Genomic DNA, 19,692 nt, shown 5'->3' with positions numbered 1-19,692 from the left:
TTGACCGACATCGACTGGGACGAACTGCGCGCGGTTGCGACCGACGCCATGCAGCGCGCGTACGCTCCGTATTCGCGGTATCGCGTCGGCGCCGCGGCGCTCGTCAGCGACGGGCGGATCGTCTCGGGCTGCAACGTCGAGAACGCCTCGTACGGGGTGGGGCTCTGCGCGGAGTGCGGACTCGTCTCCGACCTGCAGATGTCGGGCGGGGGGCAGCTGGTGGCGTTCGTCTGCGTCAACAACAACGGCGAGACGATCATGCCGTGCGGCCGCTGCCGTCAACTGCTGAACGAGTTCGCGCTGCCGGGCATGCTTCTCGAGACGGTCTCGGGTATCCGCACGATCGATGAGGTCCTGCCGGATGCGTTCGGCCCGCGCGATCTCGAAGAAGTCGCACGGTGACGGCGCGCGCCGTGTCTTCTCAATCCCTCGAGGCGTTCGACGCCGTCGACGTGATCCGCGCCAAGCGCGACGGGGGAGCGGTTCCCGAACCCGCGCTCCGTTGGATGGTCGACGCGTACACACGGGGATACGTCTCCGATGCCCAGATGTCGTCGTTCGCGATGGCGGTGCTGCTGAACGGTATGGAGCGCGACGAGATCCGGGTGCTGACGGATGCGATGATCGCGTCCGGAGAGCGGATGAGCTTCGCGGGGCTCGGCAAGCCGACCGTCGACAAGCACTCGACCGGTGGTGTGGGGGACAAGATCACCCTTCCGCTCGCTCCGCTCGTCGCATCCTTCGGCGTCGCCGTGCCGCAACTCTCGGGGCGCGGCCTCGGGCACACGGGCGGAACCCTCGACAAGCTCGAGTCGATCCCGGGATGGCGCGCGGCTTTGTCGAACGACGAGATGTTCGCGCAGCTGCGCGAGGTCGGTGCCGTGATCTGTGCCGCCGGTTCGGGACTCGCTCCCGCGGACAAGAAGCTCTACGCCCTGCGCGACGTGACCGGAACCGTCGAGGCTGTCCCGCTGATCGCGTCGAGCATCATGTCGAAGAAGATCGCGGAGGGCACGGATGCGCTCGTCCTCGACGTCAAGTTCGGGTCGGGAGCGTTCATGCAGGACATCGATCGTGCGCGCGAACTCGCTCGCACGATGGTGGCGCTCGGCACGGACTCGGGTGTCGCGACCACGGCGCTGCTGACCGACATGAACACCCCGCTCGGGCTGGCGATCGGCAATGCGAACGAGGTGCGCGAATCCGTCGAGGTGCTCGCGGGCGGCGGCCCCGCCGACGTGGTCGAGCTGACGATCGCGCTCGCGCGCGAGATGCTTGCGCTCGCGGGACGACCCGACGCCGACGTCGAGGGTGCGCTCGCCGATGGCCGGGCCATGGATGCCTGGCGGGCTCTCATCCGTGCGCAGGACGGCGATCCGGATGCTGCGCTGCCGACGCCGCGCGAGACGCACACGATCACGGCCGACCGCGCCGGTGTCGTGTCGCGGATGGAAGCCCTTCCGTTCGGCATCGCCGCGTGGCGCCTGGGCGCCGGACGCGCCCGTGCCGAAGACGCGGTCATCCACGCCGCGGGTATCGATCTGCACGTCAAACCCGGAGACACCGTGGCGGTGGGGCAGCCCATCTTCACCCTGCTCGCCGACGACGCCGCGCGTTTCGATCGTGCGCTCGATGCGCTCGATGGTGCCTGGTCGATCGGTGACCCGGCCGACGCGACGGAGCGCGCACCCCTGGTGCGCGAACGCATCACCGCATGACGAACGACCGACTCGAGAGGAAGGCGATCGCATGACGATCGACGCGAACGGCGACTTCAGCCTGGAGGGGGTCTCGCTGCGATCCCTGCCGAAGGTCAGCCTGCACGACCACCTCGACGGCGCGGTACGCATCGAGACCGTCGTCGAGCTGGCCGAAGCGGCGGGGATCGACCTGCCGGGCGCCGGTGTCGATGGCCTGACCGAGTGGTTCGTGGAACGCACCGACTCGGGCTCGCTCGTGGAGTACCTGTCGGCGTTCGACGTCACGGTCGGCGTCATGCAGACGCGTGAGGCGTTGACGCGGATCGCGCGCGAGTTCGTCGAAGACCTCGCCGACGATGGCGTCATCTACGGCGAGGTGCGCTGGGCGCCCGAGCTGCACGTGGTCGGGGGTCTGAGCCTCGACGAGGCCGTTGAGGCGGTTCAGTCGGGGATCGAGGAGGGCGAGGACGCCGCGGAACGTGCGGGCCACAGCATCCGTGTCGGTCAGATCCTGAGCGCGATGCGACACACGGATCGTTCGCTCGAGATCGCTCAACTCGCGGTGCGCCATCGCGAGAGCGGCGTCGTCGGTTTCGATATCGCCGGGCCCGAGGAAGGCTTTCCGGCATCGCGGCTGCGCCCCGCATTCGACTATCTCGCCTCGGAGTTCTTCCCCGTCACGGTGCACGCCGGCGAGGCCGCGGGCATCGACTCCATCCGTTCGGCGCTGATCGATGGCCGTGCCCTGCGCATCGGCCACGGTGTCCGGATCGCCTCCGATCTGGACGTCGTGTCGCGCTCGGGCGACGAGGTCCTGGTGACGTTCGGACCGGTCGCGCGCTGGGTGCGCGACCGTGAGATCCCGCTGGAGCTCTCGCCGTCATCGAACCTGCAGACGGGTGCGATCGAGGCCTGGGGCACAGACCTCTCCGATCACCCCTTCGATCTGCTGTACCAGCTCGGGTTCTCGGTGACCGTGAACGTCGACAACCGCACGATGAGCCGCACGTCGCTCACGCGCGAGCTGGCCCTGCTGGCGCGAGCGTTCGACTACGACCTCGACGACCTGCAGACGTTCCAGCTGAACGCGGCCGCGGGGGCGTTCCTCACGGTCGAGGAGCGGGAGGAGCTGATCGAGCTGATCGCCGAGGGCTTCGACCGGTAGCAGGCGGACTCGGGCGGCGACCGAGACATCTGGAACGCCGCGACGACGCCGTTGGATTCCCGCATCAGGCCCTGTCGGGCGAAAGTCGCACATCCCTCTGGAGGCACTCATGCGCATCGGAATCCCCGCCGAGGTCAAGAACAACGAGAACCGCGTCGCCATGACGCCGCCCGGCGTCGACGCGCTCGTGCGACGAGGGCACGAGGTCGTCGTGCAGTCCGGCGCCGGAGCGGGTTCTCGGATCAGCGATGAGGACTACATCCGCTCGGGCGCGACGATCCTCGCGCGGGCGGACGAGGTGTGGGCCGCCGCCGACCTGCTGCTGAAGGTCAAGGAGCCGATCGCCTCGGAGTACGGCCACCTACGCGCGGACCAGGTCGTGTTCACGTACCTGCACCTGGCCGCCAACCCGGCACTCGCCGATGCGCTCGTCGCAGCGGGCACGACCGCCATCGCGTACGAGACCGTGCAGAGCGCGGACGGCTCGCTCCCGCTCCTGTCTCCGATGAGCGAGGTCGCGGGGCGCCTGTCCGTCACCGTCGGCGCCTACCACCTGATGAGCTCATCGGGCGGGCGAGGCACGCTGCTCGGCGGGGTTGTGGCGACGCCTCGGGCGAAGGTCGTCGTCATCGGTGGCGGGGTCGCGGGTGAGCACGCGGCCGCGAACGCCGTCGGGCTCGGCGCGGACGTGACCATCGTCGACGTCTCGCTGGCACGCCTGCGGGCGCTCGAGATCCAGTTCTCGGGTCGCATCCAGACACGCTATTCGACCCCCTATACGATCGCTGAACTCGTGAGGGATGCCGACCTGGTGATCGGGTCCGTCCTGATTCCCGGCGCGGCCGCACCGAAGCTCGTCACGGACGAGATGGTCGCCACGATGAAGGCGGGCTCCGTCCTCGTAGACATCGCGATCGATCAGGGCGGATGCTTCGAGGGATCGCGTCCGACGACACACGACGATCCCACCTTCGCGGTGCACGACGCGATCTACTACTGCGTCGCCAACATGCCCGGCGCCGTCGCGGAGACCTCGACGCGCGCGCTGACGAACGCCACTCTGCCGTTCGTGCTCGCCCTGGCCGATCGAGGGGTCGACGAAGCCTTCGACCGTGATCCGGCGCTCGCGCGCGGGCTCAACGTCCGCGATGGCCGGGTCACCAACGAGCGGGTCGCCGCCGCTCTGGGGTCGGCCCGCGGATCGGTGGAACGGCGCCCGAGGTGACGCCGGCGGTCGCGCCCGCGAGCCGGGTCAGCATCGCGGCGGTCGGTGCCGTCTATGCCGTGCAGGGTCTCGGGTTCGCCATGATGGTGACCTCCTTTCCCGCGATGAAGGACCGCTACGAGCTGAGCGACACCCTCGTCTCGATTCTGCTCCTCTCGCTGGCGCTCACCGCGGCCGCCGGATCGATGCTCGCGAACGTGATCTCGGTGCGTCGCAACAGCCGGATGGCCGTGCTGGTCGGGCTCGCCCTGCAGGCCCTGGGTCTCGCGACGGTCGGCTCGGGACTGCCGCTGGAGGCGTATGTGCTGGGTGTCGTGATCTACGGCGTGGGTCTGGGCGCGATCGACGCGTCGTCCGCGATGCAGGGCGTGCTCGCGCAACGCGGTCGCGAGCGAACGCTTCTCGGCCGGTACTTCGCCGTGAACACGCTCGCCGCGATCACCGCGACGATCGTGATGTCGACGGTGCTGGGTGCCGAGATGGATGTCACCACCGCGCTGCTGTCCCTTGCCGTCGTGAACATCGCCGTGGCCGTCGTCGGGTCCCGCACGCTGATCCCCGAGCACGCCGCACGGTCGACCTCCCAGGCCCGTGCGGGTCGGCTTCCCTGGCGCCCGGTGCTGATCCTCGGTGCCCTGATCTTCGCGGCGTTCACGGCGGACTCGGCGGTTGCGTCGTGGAGCAGCGTGTACATGGACGGCACCCTCGACGTGCCCCCGGCGACCGCGCCCCTCGCCTACGGCGCATACCTGGTCGTGGTGCTGGTGTCGCGGTTGAGTGTGGACTTCTTCTCGCGCCGGGTGTCGACGTCCACGCTCGCCCTGGGAGCCCTGGCGATCGGCGTGCCGGGCTGCGCGCTCGTCGCGTTCATGCCGACGCTTCCCGCCGCTCTGATCGGATTCGCGCTGATCGGGGTCGTGGCGGGTGCCCTGGTTCCCGTGACCTTCACGGCGGCAGGGCTGGTCTCGGCCGAGCGCAGCGACGAGCTGGTCGCCCGTGTGAATCTGTTCAATTACGCGGGAGCGATCGTCGGCGCCGTCGCCACCGGCCTGATCGGAGAGTCGATCGGCCTGGGCCTGGCGTTCCTGCTGCCGCTCGTCGCGCTCGTCGCTGTCGTTCCCGCGGCGCTGGCGCTGGGGCGGCTGACGCGCCGGAGCGCTGTCGGAGGGTCTGGCTCGGGGGGCTAGCCGGCGGCGGAGTGATAGCGTCCCCGGGGGAGCACGAGCGGCGCGCCCGACACGGGGTCGATGATCACCTGGCAGTCGAGGCCGAAGACCTCGCCGACGACCTCGGCGGTGATGACGTCGCCCGGGCGCCCGAACGCATGGATGCCGCCCTCGCGAACGGCCACCAGCCGATCGGCGTACCGTGCGGCGAGGTTCAGGTCGTGCAGGACCATCGCGATCGTCGTGCCGCGGGAGCGATTGAGATCGGTCAGCAGGTCGAGCACCTCGATCTGGTGGGTGACATCCAGGAACGTCGTCGGCTCGTCGAGCAGCAGGATGTCGGTCTGCTGCGCCAGTGCCATCGCGATCCAGACCCGCTGCCGCTGCCCGCCCGACAGCTCGTCGACGGCTCGATCCGCGAGGTCGGCGATCCCCGTCGCGTCGAGGGCATCCGCTACGGCGGCGTAGTCGGCCGCGGTCCAGCGGGCGAGAAAACGCTGGTGTGGATGCCTGCCCCGGCCGATCAGGTCCGCCACGACGATCCCCTCGGGGGCGGTGGGACTCTGCGGCAGCAGTCCCAGGCGCCGCGCGACCTCGCGCGAGGGCAGGTGGTGGATCTCTTCACCATCGAGCAGCACGGCGCCGCTGCGGGGCTTGAGCAGACGGGCCAGGGCGCGCAGGACGGTCGACTTGCCGCACCCGTTGGGTCCCACGATCGCCGTGATCTGCCCGGACGGGATCGACAGGTCGAGGTCGTGCACGACCTCTCGGTCGCCGTACGCGAGGGTGAGCGATTCTGCCGAGAGCCGATCCGCGTGCGTCATAGTGAGCCTCCCGCGCGATTGTTCCGAATGAGGAGATAGATCAGGTACGGGGCACCGAGCACGCCGGTGATGACGCCGACGGGATAGCGCGTGCCGAAGGCGAACTGGCCCACGAGGTCCGCGACGAGCACGAGCAGCGCGCCGACGAGCGCCGACGGCACCATCAGCGACCCGCCGGGTCCGACGATCCGCGCCGCAATCGGACCGGCCATGAAGGCGACGAACGCGATGGGGCCGCTCGCGGCGGTCGCAAACGCGAGCAGGACGACGGCGGCGAGGATCATCAGCAGTCGCACGCTGTTCGTTCGGACCCCGAGTGCCGCTGCCGAATCGTCGCCGAGGTGAAGCGCGGCGAAGGACCGCGACGATCCCGCCAGGAGAGGTGCGAACAGGGCGACGACCACGAGCAGGGGCAGCACCCGCTCCCAGGACGCGCCGTTCAAGCTCCCCGTCAGCCATTGCATCGCGACCTGCAGGTCCCATGCGGCGGCCCGCGAGAGCAGATAGGTGATCAGGCTGTCGAGCATGGCCCCGACTCCGATTCCGATCAGGATGAGCCGGATGCCCGAGAAGCCCGCCTTGTACGACAACAGGTAGATGGCACCGGCCGTGACGAGCGCGGCGACCAGCGCGAAGATCGAAACCTCGCGGTCGCCGAGACCGAGTGTTACCCCGGCGAAGACGGCGGCCGCGCTCGCGCCGGCGCTGATTCCGATCACGTCGGGCGAGGCGAGCGGGTTGCGCAGCAGGGTCTGGAACGTCACACCCGCCAGTCCGAACGCGGCTCCGGCCAGCAGGCCGAGCGTGGCGCGCGGCAGGCGGAGGGTACCCACGGTGAAGGATGCGCCGGGTACCTGCTGCCCGAGAATCACCTGGATCACCTCGCCGGGTGAATAGAGGGTCTGCCCGACCATGAGCGTCACGCCGTACGCGACGAAAACGGCGGCACCGAGAACCGCGATTCTTCCGGCGCGTCGGCGGAATCGGGCACGGCGGCCCGCGATGACGGAGTCGAGGGTCACAGTTCCCGCACCCGCTGTCTCCTGACGATCCAGATGAAGACCGGTGCTCCGATGAATGCGGTGACAATGCCGACGTCGATCTCTTCCGGGCGGGTGATGATGCGTCCGACGACGTCGGCGAGGGTCAGCAGTGCGGCGCCCGCGATGGCAGAAAAGGGCAGGAGCCAGCGATGATCCGTACCCACCAGCAGGCGGCAGAGGTGCGGCACGACCAGGCCCACGAAGCCGATGGGCCCCGCGATCGCCGTGGCCGCTCCCGCGAGGATCACGGCGCCGGCGGCGGCGAGCAGGCGCGTCCGACCGACCTGGACCCCGAGACCCGCGGCCATGTCGTCCCCGAGGGCGAGGGAGTTCATGCCGCGTGCGCTGAGCAGGCAGATCAGCGCGCCGAGGCCGAGGAATGGCGCGACCACGAGGATCCTGTCCCAGCTGGCGCCGCCGACGCCACCGATCTGCCAGAAGCGGAAGGTCTCGAGGATGTCGACGCGGGGGAGCAGGATCGCGCTGACGAGGGAGGAGAAGGCGGCGGCGGACGCGGCACCCGCGAGGGCGAGCTTGAGCGGCGTGGCGCCGCCGCGTCCCATCGAGCCGACGGCGTACACGAAGGCGGATGCCGCGGCCGCTCCGAGTGTTGCGACACCGATGTAGGAGTAGGGATTGCTGAGGCCGAAGAAGGCGATGCCGACCACGACGGCGAGCGCCGCCCCGGATGACACCCCGAGGATGCCGGGGTCAGCCAGGGGATTGCGGGTGATGGCCTGCATGGCGCAGCCCGACAGGGCGAGCGCGGCGCCGACCAGCATGGCCAGCACCGTGCGAGGCATCCGGAGCGTGACAGCGGCCTCGCCGACGCCCGCCGCCCCTCCGCCCAGTGCCGCGAGGACCTCGGTGAGCGAGACATCCCGCGCGCCGAAGGCCAGCGATGCCGCGCCCAGGAGGACGAGAAGAGCGAGCCCCGCGAACAGCCAGGCCAGGCGGACGCCGACGGGCCGCCGCAGCGCGGCGACTCCGTTCGGTCGCACGCCCGGCCTGACGGTGGTCACGGGTGGGTGCTAGTCGTTCTGCGACAGTGCGCCGGCGAGCACGGCGAAGTACTCATCGATGCCCCAACCGATCGACAGGGGCGACGGGTTCGCCGAGGCCGCGAGCGGCGTGGAGTTCTCGAGCACCGCGATCTGGCCGTTCGCGATAGCGGGGATCTGCGACAGCAGAGGGTCGGCCTTGATCGCCTCGACGAAGGCGCCGTCTGCGTCGCCGTAGGTCACCCAGATATCGACGTCCGAGAGGCGGTCGGCCTCTTCGGCGCTGACCTGCAGGTAGAACTCCTCGGTGTCGGCGGACATCTCGGCGACGATGGCGGGTGCGGGAAGACCGTTCGCCTCGAGGAAGCCGGGGCGCGTGTCGTGGCTGGTGTAGAAGCCGATCTGGCTGAAGTCCTTCGGATCGATGTACGAGAACAGGACCTTCTTGCCGTCGAGCTCGGGGTAGGCGGCGAGCGCGTCGGCGACCTCGCCCTGCAAGTCCGTGATCAGCTGTTCGCCCTCGGCCGCGAGCCCGATCGCCTCGGAGTTGAGGCGGATCATGTCTTCGTACGACGTCCCCCAGGCGACGTCGGGGTAGGCCACGACGGGGGCGATCTGCGAGAGCGTGTCGTAGTCCTCCTGCGTCAGCCCCGAGTAGGCCGCGAGGATCACGTCGGGATCGGTGTCGGCGACGGCTTCGAAGTCGATGCCGTCGGTCTCGTCGAACAGCACGGGGGTTTCGGCGCCGAGCTCTTCGAGGCGCTCTTCGACCCACGGCAGCACACCGTCGCCGTCGTCATCGCCCCACGTCGCCTTGCTCATCCCGACGGGCACGACGCCGAGCGCGAGGGGCACCTCGTGGTTGGACCAGGCGACCGTGGCGACGCGCTCCGGCTTCTCGGAGACGGTGGTTTCGCCGAAAGCGTGCTCGATCGTGACGGGGAAGCCTTCTGCGGCGGACCCGTTCGAGGTGTCACCGTCGGCGGCCGGCGATGCGCACGAGACGAGGGCTGTCGAGGTGAGGGCTGCTGCAACGAGCAGGCCCATGCTGCGGGGCACTCTCATGGATGGTCCTTTCCGGGGAGGGCGCGAGGATTCTCGCTAAGGACAGGCTAACCTAACCGGATGCCCGCCTCGAATTGTTACCGAAGCGGGCGTCACATCTCGGCACGGCCACGGCGCCAGTAGCCCATGAAGGCGACGGCCTTGCGGTCGACGCCGCGCTCGGAAACGAGGTGTCGCCGCAGTTCTTTGATGGGTTGCGCCTCACCGGCCAGCCACGCGTAGAAGGGTGCCCGCGCGAGCAGCGGATCACCCTGGGCGTCGGTCGGGACCTCCCAGAGGAGGCCCGCGTCGATGTCGACGTCCTCGAGTTCGGCGGTCGTCGTCGACGGGCCATCGAGCAGTTCGGCGGCCGCGGCGTGCACCGACGGGATCAGCTCGGTGCCCACGGCTGCGTCGCCTCGCACGACGACGCGTACCTCGACGCCGCGCGGGGGTAGGGCGAGCGCTGCGGCATCACGCGCATCCGGCACCTCGACGACGGCGATGCCGCGCACGTCGTCGGTGAGTCGCTCGAGGATCCCGGACACCGCGGGCAGGGCCGTCTCGTCCCCGGCGATCAGCACCCGGTCGACCTCGGCCGGCGGCCGCCAGTCGACGCCCCCGTGGAAGTCTCCGGCGTAGCCGGTATGAGGCACGCACACCACGATCCGATCGCCCACGCGCGCGTCGAGCGCCCAGGTGGAAGCGGGTCCGATGCGGCCGTGCAGGGCGATGTCGACATCGAACTCGGATGCCTCGGGCCGGACCTCTCGCACCGTGTAGGTCCGCATGGGCGGCCGCACGGCATTGTCGAGCTCGCGCCACGCGCCGTACCAGTCGTCCTCCAGGGGCAGCTCTGCGATGTCTGCGCCCGGGATGGGGAACAGGATCTTGAAGCGCTGGTCGAACCGGTTGTCTGCCACGGTGTGCAGCTCGGGGCCAGTCAGGGTGAATCGACGGAACGTCGGGCTCACGACCTCGATGCGTGCGACCTCGGCCAGCATGGGCACGAAGGCGACGTCGGGGGAGCGCTTCGGCAGGGTCCGCGTCTGAGTGTTCACTTAGGTAAGGCTAAGCGAACACTGATCGACGTGCAAAGTCTGGCCGGTGAACCGCACCGGTGCCCGGGCGTTGCCCGCGAGGGCTCAGGCGAGCTCGGCCTGCCGCTCCGCGACGACCGCCTGGACCCGCGCGAACAGCGGATGCTCGGGCTCCAACCCGGTCACCGTCGCCGTGAACTCCGCGGCATCCAGCTCCCGGAGCATCCGCTGCGCGTCCACCGACTGCGGGTCTTCCGCATCCTCGAAGGCGAGGGCGGCGCCCATCGCGGCCACCAGCGCGGAGGTCGGCAGCCCGCGCTCCGCCGCCTCGGCGGCGGGTCCCACGAAGCGCTCGTGACGCGACAGCTTGCGCAGCGGCTGGCGCCCCACCCGCCTCACCGTGTCGGGCAGCGCGGGATTGCGGAAGCGATCGAGGATCCGCGCGCGATACTCGGCGAGCCCACCCGGGTCGAGTTCGTGCTTCGCGACGAGCAGCGCGGATGTCTCTTCGAGGGTCGCGCTGACCCGATCGGCGATCTCGGGTATGGCGAGCGCGTCCGAGATGCGCTCGACGCCCGCCTGCGCGCCGTAGTACGCCGTCGTGGCGTGGCCGGTGTTGACCGTGAACAGCTTCCGCTCGATGTACGGCGTGAGATCGTGCACGAAGTGCGCACCGGGGATCTGCGGAGGATCGTCGCCGAACGGTGGACGCTCGATCGCCCACTCGTAGAAGGGCTCGACCGTCACATCGACGCCGGGGTTGTCCTGCGGGGCCGGCACGATGCGGTCGACGGCGGTGTTGGCGAACACGGCGCGACTCGCCACGGCATCCCAGGCCTCGCCGGCCTGCTCGCGAATGAGGTCGCGCAGTACGTCGGTGGCGTTGATCGCGTTCTCGCACGCCATGATCTGCAGCGGCGGAGAGGACGGATCGCGCAGCGCCAGTCCCGCCAGAATGACCGGCGCGACGAATTTCAGGACGGTCGGGCCGACGGCGGTCGTCACGACGTTCGCTCCGGCGATCTCGTCGATCACCTCGTCGGCGTGCTCGGCGCTGTTGATCGCGCGGAAACCGGTCACGACCTTGTCGACACCGCCGGTGCCGACCTCGTGGACCGTGTACGACGTCGAGGCGTTGATCGCGTCGACCAGGGCCGCCGAGACATCCGAGAAAACCAGCTCGTAACCCGCCTCGTGCAGAAGCAGGCCGACGAAGCCGCGCCCGATGTTACCGGCGCCGAAGTGGACGGCCTTCACGATTCGTTCACCGCGCTCAGCACCGCGAAGAGTTTTTCGGGCGACGCGACGCCCTTGAGGACGGCGACCTCGTCCTCGTCCGAGAAGACCAGGGCGATCTGGGACAGGATCTCGAGGTGTTCATCGCCCTTGCCGGCGATGCCGATGACGAAGGTGACGGGCTCCCCGCCCCAGTCGACGCCGCCGTCGTAACGGACGACCGAGAGGGCGGAGGCGAGGATCGCATCCTTGGTCTCGTTCGTCCCGTGGGGGATCGCGAGTTCGTTGCCCATGTAGGTCGAGACGGTCATCTCCCGTTGCTGCATCGCGTCGAAGTACGCGGGCGTGACGGCACCCGCGGCTTCGAGGATGTCGGCGGCCTCTTTCATGGCCTCCTCCCGCGTTGCGGAGCCGGAGTGGATGCGGACCTGACCGAGGGTGAGGACGTCGCGTGCCATGGTGTTGCCTTTCTGTTGAACAACCTCTAGCGTGTCCCACTTTTGCTCGCTTCGGGGGGCCGATAGCGAGCAAGAGTGGGACACGGTCGTGCGGGAGAGCGCTGCGGGGCCGGGGGTCGAGGGGACCGACCGACCCCGCAAACGGATCAGACCCTACGCACCATCCTGGTGCTGGTCGCGCACGAGCTCCACGACCTCGTCGTATTTCGGCGAGTTCATGAAGTTGTCGACCGAGACGTGGATCGCCTCGGGCGTCTTCTGACGCGCGCGGTCGGTGAGCTGGTTCTGCGTGATGACCAGGTCGGCCGACCCGTCGAGAGCCGCGATCGCCTTGTTGGTGACCGTGACATCCTCGATGCCCGCCTTCTTGATCTTGTTGCGCAGGACGCTCGCGCCCATGGCCGACGATCCCATGCCCGCGTCGCACGCGAAGACGATGTTGCTGATCGTCCGCTCGGTCATCACGGCCGGCTCGACGCCGCCGCCCGTCGAGGTCGCGGCGCCGCCGCGGAGGTTGCTGAGCGCGTCCGAGGACTTGCCCTTCGCCGCCTCGGTCTGGGTGATCGCCGCGCCGAACGCGTCGTCCGTCGCCGCCATCGCCGCGAGGTCGCGCTTACGCGATGCGCGCAGGATCACAGCCGCGATGACGAAGGTGACCGCCGCCGACAGGATCACCGACAGGATGACCGCGAAGTACGCCCCCGAGGCGGTTTGCGCGATCACCGCGATGATGCTGCCGGGCGCAGCGGGCGCACGCAGCGCACCACCGAGGACCATGTTCGTCGTGACACCCGTCATGCCGCCCGCGATCAGCGCGAGGATGAGGACCGGCTTCATGAGCGCGTAGGGGAAGTAGACCTCGTGGATGCCACCGAAGAACTGGATGATGGCCGCGCCAGGGGCCGAGGCGCGTGCCGCCCCGAGTCCGAAGAACGCGAACGCGAGCAACAGCCCCACGCCAGGGCCGGGGTTGGCCTCGAGCAGGAACAGGATCGACGAGCCGTTCTCGGAGGCCTGCTGGATGCCCAGCGGCGTGAGGACACCGTGGTTGACGGCGTTGTTGAGGAACAGGACCTTGGCGGGCTCGATCAGGATGCTCGTGAGGGGCAGCAGGTTGAGCTCGATCAGCCAGTTGACGCCGTTCGACAGGATCTGCATCAGGCCGTTGACGAGCCACGCGACGGGGTAGAACCCGACGATGGCCATCGCGAAGCCCCAGATGCCCGCCGAGAACATGTTGACGAGCATTTCGAAGCCCGCGCGGATCTTGCCCTCCCAGAGGCTGTCGAGCCACTTCATGGTGTACGCCGAGAGAGGGGCCATGATCATCGCACCGATGAACATGTGCACCTGGCCGAGCTGGTTGTCGGCCGGCAGCGTCGCATTCACCTGGGCGATCAGCAGGTCGGAACCCGCGATCGCGCCCATCGTGGCGATCGAGGCGACCACGCCGCCTCGGATGCCGTAGACGATGCTGCCGCCGGTGTAGGCGATCAGCAGGGGCAGCAGGTAGTGGATGAACGGGCCGACGATTGTCGCCAGGTCGGCGTTGGGTGTGAACCCGACGCCGATGAAGAAGGCCGTGAAGATGCCCCACGCGATCAGCGCAGGGATGTTCGGCATGATCATGCCGGACAGGAACGTGCCGAAGCGCTGGACTCCGACTCGCGCCTTGCTGCCGCCCGCGGTCGCGGGGGCTGACGTCGTTGTCATCAGTGTGTCTCCTCTTTGGTTGGTGTGGGGATGGATGCGGCCAGGGCCGCGGATCGTGCCGATGCCGCGTCGTCCGCGGCGAGGGCTGCCTCGGCGATGCGACGTGCATCCCCGAGGGAGTGATTGAGCAGGATCGCTCGGACATCGGCGAGCGCCGTGGGCGCCATCGACAGGGTGGTCGCGCCGAGGCCCACGAGCACGACGGCGAGCAGCGGGTCGGCCGCCGCCTCGCCGCAGATGCCGACCGGCTTGCCCGACTCGCGCCCGGCGTCGCCGACCTCGCGGATCAGGCGGAGCACGGCGGGATGCCACGGGTCCTGGAACGATGCGACCGAGCCGAGCAGGCGATCCGCCGCGAGCGTGTACTGCGTCAGGTCGTTCGTGCCGATCGAGGCGAAGTCGGCGTGCGCCAGCACCCGGTCCGCCAGGAGCGCGCTCGAGGGAACCTCGATCATCACGCCTGCCGTCTTCAGCCCGTACTCGCGGGCGATCCCGACGAAATACTCGGTCTCTTCGACGGTCGCGACCATCGGCGCCATGACCCAGAGGTCGGCCGAAGTCCGAGCATCCGCTTCGGCCAGTGCGGTGAGTTGCTCGCGCAGGATGTCCTCGCTCGCACGCAGCGCCCGCAGGCCCCGGAGCCCGAGCGCGGGGTTCTCTTCGTGCGCGTCGTTCAGGAACGGCAATGGCTTGTCGGCGCCGGCATCGAGGACGCGCACGACGACCTTCTTGCCGGGGAACGCCTCCAGCAGTTGCACGTACGACTCGCGTTGCTGCTCGACGGTCGGCGCCTGGCTCGCGCTGAGGAACAGGAACTCGGTGCGGAACAGGCCGACGCCCTCGGCCCCCAGTTCGACGGCCTCGGCGGCACCCTTCGGCGAGCCGAGGTTCGCGAGCAGCGGCACGGGCGTCCCGTCCGACAGGGCGCCCGGCGTGATCGGGGCCGAGGCCGCGTCACGTCGTGCGTCCGCGCGGTTCTGCGCCCGGGCGAGCTCCTCGCCGGTCGGCTCCGTGATGACGACGTGCGCCGCGGCATCCACGATCACCGTGTCGCCGTCCGCGAGATCCTTCGCGCCGGCCACGCCGACGACCGCGACGATCGACTTCTCGCGGGCGAGGATCGCCGTGTGCGATGTCGGGCCGCCCTCCGTCGTGATCAGGGCCAGCACCATGTCGAGATCGAGCAGGGCGGTGTCTGCCGGTGCGAGATCCTTCGCGACGAGCACGAACGGATGCCCCGGGTCGGGCACGCCCGGAGCCGGAACACCGCGCAGGTTCGCGATGACGCGCTGGGCGACGTCATCGAGGTCCGCGGCGCGCTCGCCGAGGTAGCCGCCGACGGCCTCGAGCTGTGCGCGGAACGACTGGAATGCGTCGAAGACGGCGAACTCCGCCGTCTTTCCCGCCTCGATGCGGGTGTCGAGTTCTTCTTCGAGGGTCGGGTCCTCGGCCATCATCGCCTGGGCCTCGAGCACTTCCTGCGCTAGACCGCCCGCGGCGACGGCGCGCGACTCGAGCTCGCGTGCCACCTCGGCAACCGCGGCGCGGGCGCGCTTCGTCTCCTCTGCGGGGGTCAGGGCGCTCGCCGTGTCGGCGGGCGCGGGCAGGGGTTCGGCCATGCGCGCGACAGGACCCTGGGCGACACCCAGGCCGATCCCGACGCCCCGCAGCTCTGCCATGCTCACGCCGCGTCGTGGTCGGTGGTGAGCAGCTCGGCCAGGCGGTCCAGCGTCGCCTCACCCGCATCGGCGTCATCGGTGTCGACCCCGAGCGTGACGTAGTCGCCGTGCTCGACACCGAGCGAGATGACGCCGAGGATGCTCGCCGCGTTGACCGGCTTGCCCGAGTCCTTCGCGACCGTGACGGGGAACCCGGCCTCCTTCGCCGCCTGCGCGAACATCTTCGCGGGGCGCGCATGCAGTCCGTGTGAAGATCCGATACGCACGGTGCGTGTGATCTCAGCCATGGGGTGTCCTTTCGGTCGGGGAGTCAGTGCTCGGGGCGGGAATCAGTGGTCTGTCGGGGACGTGAGCCGGACTTCGGTGGCGGTGAGCGGGGCGTCGGTCGTGAGCGCCGGCAGCACCGCCTGCAGCGTCCGCGATCCGTCGAGGTCGGAGAAGACGTCGTCGGGGAGCAGGATGACGCGAACGCCGCGCTGCTTCGCGAGGTGCTCGAGGTCGGGAAGGCTGCGGGCGAGGTGCGGCGCGACGAGGAGGATGTCGGCGGAATCGAGGTCGACGGCCAGCGACTCCACGGCGCCGGCGAGTGCCTGCACCGCGAGACCGGCGTTCTGCGCGGCATGGCGCAGACGCATCGCCACGAAGGTGCTGGACGCTCCCGCGCCACAGACCACAAGGATCCTCATCGATCCGGACCTCCTTCCGTTCCATTGTTGTGAGTTGGCTGTGAGCCGACAATGCACTTTGCTTTCCGCCCCCGCGGAAAGCGAAGCCGGTCGTCGCCGCTCGGCGCGGGGGGCGTGATTGACTGAGAGCGGACGCGCGAATCAGTCGGCGCGTCATCGGGGAAGGGACGGCGGCGCGTGACGAGGGCGCGACAGGACCGGGTCATCGCGCTGCTCGCGCGCGACGGCGAGTGGGTCACCGCGGCGACACTCGCGGATGCCCTCGGTGTGACGCCGCGCAGCATCCGCAGCTACGTCACCGCCATCAACGCGCGCCTCGCGGATGTCGACCCGATCGAATCCGGTCCGTTCGGCTACCGGATCGATTCCGCGACGGTCGCGTCGCTGCGCAACGTGGCCCCGGATGCCTCGACACCGCGTGATCGACTGCACGCGCTCGTGCGGGCGCTGCTCGACGCGGAAGACGGCATAGACGTCTACGCGACCGCGGCGGCTCTGTTCGTCAGTGAAGCGACGCTCGAGGGGGACGTGGCACGGGTTCGGGCTCTGCTCGCGGGCGCGGGGCTGACCCTCGAGCGGTCGGGGAGCATTCTGCGGCTGCGTGGTCCCGAAGAAGCCCAGCGGCGCCTGCTCAGCAGGCTCGTGCACGACGAAATGGATGCCGGAGCCCTCGGAACACCTCTTCTGCGCCGTTCCCTGGCCGCGGAATACGTCGACCCGGACGCGCTCGCGGCGTTCAAGGACGACCTGGTGGGCGAGCTCGCGGCGCACGGCTTCTACATCAACGAGTACGCGATAACCGATGTGCTGCTGCACGTTGCGATCGCCGTGGACCGCACACGGCGCCGTCGGGTGATCACGGATGCCCCGGACGAAGACGAGAGCCCCGGTATCGACTCGGGCGTGGCCGAGATCGTCGGCCGCCTCTCCGAGGATCGTTTCGGCGTCGAGCTCGGGCTCGCCGACCGTCGTCACCTCGCGACGCTGCTGCAGACGCGCGTCGTCGCCCCCGCGGACGAGGGCGGCGACCAGCGCGAGATGCTCGAGCCCGATGTCGAGTCCGCGGTACGCGACGCGGTGAGTCGCGCCGTCGACGAGTTCGGGGTCGACCTCGACCACGAGGATTTCGTCCTGCGCCTCGCCCTGCATGTGCAGAACCTGCGGCATCGGTCCCGGGTCGGCGCCTGGTCGCGAAATCCTCTGACGCGGTCGATCAAGTCGAGCTATCCGATGATCTTCGAGGTCGCGGTGTTCCTCGCCCTGCAACTGCAGGAACGGCTCGCCCTCGAACTCCATGACGACGAACTCGCGTACATCGCGATGCACGTCGGCGGACGACTCGAACGCAGCAGGCGGGCGGATGCGATCGTGACGGCCACGATCGTCTGCCCGGGCTACTACGAACTGCACGAGCTGCTGCGATCGAGCGTCGACAGGTCTCTCGGCCGCGCGATCGAGGTCGTGACCGTGGACACGCGCGCGGACCCCGACTGGTCGGCGATCTCGACCGACCTGGTGCTGACGACGATCGCCCCGCCCGAGGCATCCGATCGCATCGTGCGCGTGCAGCCGTTCCTCACCGAGGGTGATGTCGACCGGGTCGCCGCCGCGGCGGCGCGCGTGCGGCGCGGGCGACGACTGGCCCGGCTGCGAGGCGAGCTCGAGCAGTACTTCGATGCCGCCGCGTTCGTGCGGGGCCTGGATTCGGCCGAATCGGAAGAGGCGATCATCCGGCGCCTCGGTGAGCCGCTCGTGCGCGCCTCGGTCATCGACGAGGACTACATCGAGCGCACGATCGAGCGCGAGAGGCTGTCGTCGACCGCTTTCACGGATTCGCTCGCCGTGCCGCACGCGCTGACGATGACGGCGACGCGCACGGCGATCTCGATCGCGGTATCGGAGCAGTCCGTGCCCTGGGGCGACTCCCGCGTGCATGTCGTGGCGCTCGTCGCGTTCAGCGAGGGCGATCGCGCCGCGTTCCAGACCGTGTTCGAACAGCTCGTCGAGGTGTTCTCGGAGCGCGAGAGCGTACAGCGGATCCTGCGTCGCGGCGTGACGTTCGCCGCCTTCCTGGACGAACTCGTCGCGGTCATCGACGGATGAAGGGCGACGGGCCGTCGCGTACAGTGGGCGCACGTGCCCCGGCGGGGTCCATCGAGTGCAGGGTTGCGGGAGGTGTCGTGGTCGAACGCGTCATCACCGTGACGGCCGCAGCGGGTCTGCATGCCCGTCCGGCCGCCGAGTTCGTGCGTCTCGCGAGCGCCCATGCGGGTGCCGTCGAGGTGCGAGCCGCGGGCCGTGCGCCGATCGACGGGGCAAGCATCCTGGGCATCATGACGCTCGACGTCGATCGGGGCGAATCCATCGTCGTCTCGGTCGCGGGGCCCGGCGGCGAGGCGCTGCTCGACCGTCTCGAGGCAGTCCTCGACCCGGCCTAGCGCCGGCCTGGCTCCGGCTCTCCTCTCGATGAGTCACGGTCTTGGGGCGTCGCATCCCCGTTGGGGCGCGAGAACCCGCGCCCCAACGGGGATCTGGCGCCCCGAGTCTTGTCGGCGACGACGGGGTGGCCACCGGCGCACAGAATCACGCGGCGCGAGGTCGTACGCGGAAAGAGGCCAGTCGACGGCTCAAGGCTCTCGCGGAAGCCAGATCTCGCATCGTCCAGCGCACCAGCGCCCATCCGGTCGTTGCACGGATCCAGTCCTCGCGATACTTCTCGTCGCGCAGCGCCTCTTCCGGTGTACGTCCTGCGAGAAATATGGGGTCACGGTATTTCGAGTCCCCGTCGAACTCGCCGAACACCCGGAGATCGTCGAATCCGAAATCGACGAAGTACTTCTTCCCGCGCGGTCCCGGAATCTCGATCTGCAGTCGAGGGGCGGCGAACCCGAGGTGGTGGAGGTAGAGCCGGCTGATGCTCTCGCCCGGTCGGTCGGCGCGCGGATCCGCGAATCGGATGTTGCGCGACGAAGCTGCCGAACCCGGTGCACGCGGGGGAAGGAACTCCAGCGCGAGCTGGCGGAAATCGGCGATGGCCGTGGCATTCGGTAGTGGACTGATGGTCCTGAGTGCTGCGTCGGCGGCGCTGATGGATGCCTCGGCGGTTTCGAACCGACCAAGATCGGCGATCGTCCGGGCCAGGGTCGTCACGCGCAGTCCGCCGATCTCCGTCACACCGGAGTCGACTGTGCCGCGATGGCGACTGATGTCCTCGGCGAGGTGATGTCGCGGAAGCGGCACGACCACGTGCGTCCGTTCATCCCGTGCGCGGAATACGGGCAGACCATGGATGGCCGCGGCTGTCGCGTGGGAGAAGACGGGTGCGGCGCCAGACGTCTCGGCCCAGCCTCGCGCTCGTACTATCCGTCTCTCCTCGGGCAACAGCCGCGACCAGTCCGCACCCTCGATGTACAGCCCGCGCCTGAGCCGGACGAGCTCGCCGGTGTTCAGGCGACGCTCGATCTGCCGAGAAGTCGCCCCCTCGCGGGTGAGTCTGCGCGCGGTCAGGAGGGGGACTGCGAACGGATCGATCATGCGCTGAGCTTGGTCGTGCGACGCGATCGACCGAACCCGCACAAGCGACATCCGTGGACGAAACGGCCATCACGGCGGCTGGGGAGGAACCTTGTCGCCGACCCGACCCGATGCGACGACCCCGGGCGACCGGTGCGACGACCCGATGCGACGACCCGATGCGAGCCGGGGCGCTGGA

The 19,692-nt window shown here is 69.4% G+C and carries 19 protein-coding genes; 7 read left to right on the top strand and 12 right to left on the bottom strand.

Annotated elements, in window-relative coordinates; genetic code table 11:
- The 5 genes from C2868_RS10685 to C2868_RS10665 all read left to right on the top strand — a co-directional run bounded on the left by C2868_RS10685 (position 1) and on the right by C2868_RS10665 (position 5,277).
- Positions 1-402, top strand: coding sequence for a cytidine deaminase (locus tag C2868_RS10685; protein ID WP_100810347.1), 402 nt, complete (start codon positions 1-3; stop codon positions 400-402).
- 11 nt (positions 403-413) lie between these two features.
- Positions 414-1,718 (top strand): thymidine phosphorylase, encoded by a 1,305-nt coding sequence (locus tag C2868_RS10680; protein WP_103663347.1) that lies wholly within the window; start codon positions 414-416, stop codon positions 1,716-1,718.
- A gap of 31 nt (positions 1,719-1,749) precedes the next feature.
- Positions 1,750-2,865, top strand: coding sequence for an adenosine deaminase (locus tag C2868_RS10675; RefSeq protein WP_103663317.1), 1,116 nt, complete (start codon positions 1,750-1,752; stop codon positions 2,863-2,865).
- Between the two features lie 109 nt (positions 2,866-2,974).
- Positions 2,975-4,090: an alanine dehydrogenase gene (gene ald / locus C2868_RS10670; protein ID WP_100810181.1), complete on the top strand. Its 1,116-nt coding sequence runs from the start codon at positions 2,975-2,977 to the stop codon at positions 4,088-4,090.
- Positions 4,087-5,277: an MFS transporter gene (locus tag C2868_RS10665; protein WP_103663316.1), complete on the top strand. Its 1,191-nt coding sequence runs from the start codon at positions 4,087-4,089 to the stop codon at positions 5,275-5,277. Before ald ends, C2868_RS10665 begins: the two co-directional genes overlap by 4 nt.
- On the opposite strand, the gene C2868_RS10660 is transcribed toward C2868_RS10665, so the two are convergent.
- From C2868_RS10660 to C2868_RS10610, 11 genes are all read right to left on the bottom strand, one after another.
- Positions 5,274-6,080 carry an ABC transporter ATP-binding protein gene (locus C2868_RS10660; RefSeq protein WP_103663315.1) on the bottom strand — a complete coding sequence of 269 codons (807 nt, stop codon included), beginning with the start codon at positions 6,078-6,080 and terminating at the stop codon, positions 5,274-5,276. The genes C2868_RS10665 and C2868_RS10660 overlap by 4 nt on opposite strands.
- On the bottom strand, positions 6,077-7,102 hold the full coding sequence (locus C2868_RS10655) for an iron chelate uptake ABC transporter family permease subunit (RefSeq protein WP_103663314.1): 1,026 nt from the start codon (positions 7,100-7,102) through the stop codon (positions 6,077-6,079). Before C2868_RS10655 ends, C2868_RS10660 begins: the two co-directional genes overlap by 4 nt.
- A complete protein-coding gene (locus tag C2868_RS10650) occupies positions 7,099-8,145 on the bottom strand; it encodes an iron ABC transporter permease (protein ID WP_103663313.1) in 1,047 nt (348 codons plus the stop codon). Before C2868_RS10650 ends, C2868_RS10655 begins: the two co-directional genes overlap by 4 nt.
- Before the next feature lie 9 nt (positions 8,146-8,154).
- On the bottom strand, positions 8,155-9,189 hold the full coding sequence (locus C2868_RS10645) for an iron-siderophore ABC transporter substrate-binding protein (protein WP_103663312.1): 1,035 nt from the start codon (positions 9,187-9,189) through the stop codon (positions 8,155-8,157).
- Between the two features lie 92 nt (positions 9,190-9,281).
- Positions 9,282-10,229 (bottom strand): siderophore-interacting protein, encoded by a 948-nt coding sequence (locus C2868_RS10640; RefSeq protein WP_258034432.1) that lies wholly within the window; start codon positions 10,227-10,229, stop codon positions 9,282-9,284.
- A gap of 84 nt (positions 10,230-10,313) precedes the next feature.
- Positions 10,314-11,465: a mannitol-1-phosphate 5-dehydrogenase gene (locus C2868_RS10635; protein ID WP_103663311.1), complete on the bottom strand. Its 1,152-nt coding sequence runs from the start codon at positions 11,463-11,465 to the stop codon at positions 10,314-10,316.
- A complete protein-coding gene (locus C2868_RS10630; protein ID WP_103663310.1) occupies positions 11,462-11,902 on the bottom strand; it encodes a PTS sugar transporter subunit IIA in 441 nt (146 codons plus the stop codon). Before C2868_RS10630 ends, C2868_RS10635 begins: the two co-directional genes overlap by 4 nt.
- Positions 11,903-12,055: 153 nt before the next feature.
- Positions 12,056-13,615 (bottom strand): PTS mannitol transporter subunit IICB, encoded by a 1,560-nt coding sequence (locus tag C2868_RS10625; protein WP_103663309.1) that lies wholly within the window; start codon positions 13,613-13,615, stop codon positions 12,056-12,058.
- Positions 13,615-15,294, bottom strand: a complete 1,680-nt coding sequence (gene ptsP / locus C2868_RS10620; protein ID WP_103663308.1) for a phosphoenolpyruvate--protein phosphotransferase — start codon at positions 15,292-15,294, stop codon at positions 13,615-13,617. The genes C2868_RS10625 and ptsP overlap by 1 nt, the downstream gene beginning before the upstream one ends.
- A gap of 2 nt (positions 15,295-15,296) precedes the next feature.
- Complete coding sequence (locus tag C2868_RS10615) at positions 15,297-15,581, bottom strand: HPr family phosphocarrier protein (protein ID WP_100810190.1); 285 nt, start codon at positions 15,579-15,581, stop codon at positions 15,297-15,299.
- Between the two features lie 42 nt (positions 15,582-15,623).
- The gene (locus C2868_RS10610; RefSeq protein WP_100810191.1) at positions 15,624-15,980 is read right to left on the bottom strand and encodes a PTS sugar transporter subunit IIB; all 357 of its coding nucleotides are present in this window, start codon (positions 15,978-15,980) and stop codon (positions 15,624-15,626) included.
- 177 nt (positions 15,981-16,157) lie between these two features.
- Here C2868_RS10610 and C2868_RS10605 point away from each other — a divergent pair, with 177 nt between their 5' ends.
- Positions 16,158-18,083 (top strand): transcription antiterminator, encoded by a 1,926-nt coding sequence (locus tag C2868_RS10605; protein WP_181003441.1) that lies wholly within the window; start codon positions 16,158-16,160, stop codon positions 18,081-18,083.
- Positions 18,084-18,160: 77 nt separating this feature from the next.
- Positions 18,161-18,418, top strand: coding sequence for an HPr family phosphocarrier protein (locus C2868_RS10600; RefSeq protein WP_100810192.1), 258 nt, complete (start codon positions 18,161-18,163; stop codon positions 18,416-18,418).
- 145 nt (positions 18,419-18,563) lie between these two features.
- Here C2868_RS10600 and C2868_RS10595 read toward each other — a convergent pair whose 3' ends face one another.
- Positions 18,564-19,514, bottom strand: a complete 951-nt coding sequence (locus C2868_RS10595; RefSeq protein WP_146048044.1) for a hypothetical protein — start codon at positions 19,512-19,514, stop codon at positions 18,564-18,566.
- Positions 19,515-19,692 lie beyond the last annotated feature (178 nt).

The sequence above is a fragment of the Microbacterium sp. CJ77 genome (genome assembly GCF_002911615.1).
In the GTDB taxonomy this organism is placed as follows: Bacteria; Actinomycetota; Actinomycetes; order Actinomycetales; family Microbacteriaceae; genus Microbacterium.
The sequence above is the reverse complement of the archived record's forward strand: the minus strand, read 5'-3'. Positions and strand labels throughout refer to the sequence as shown.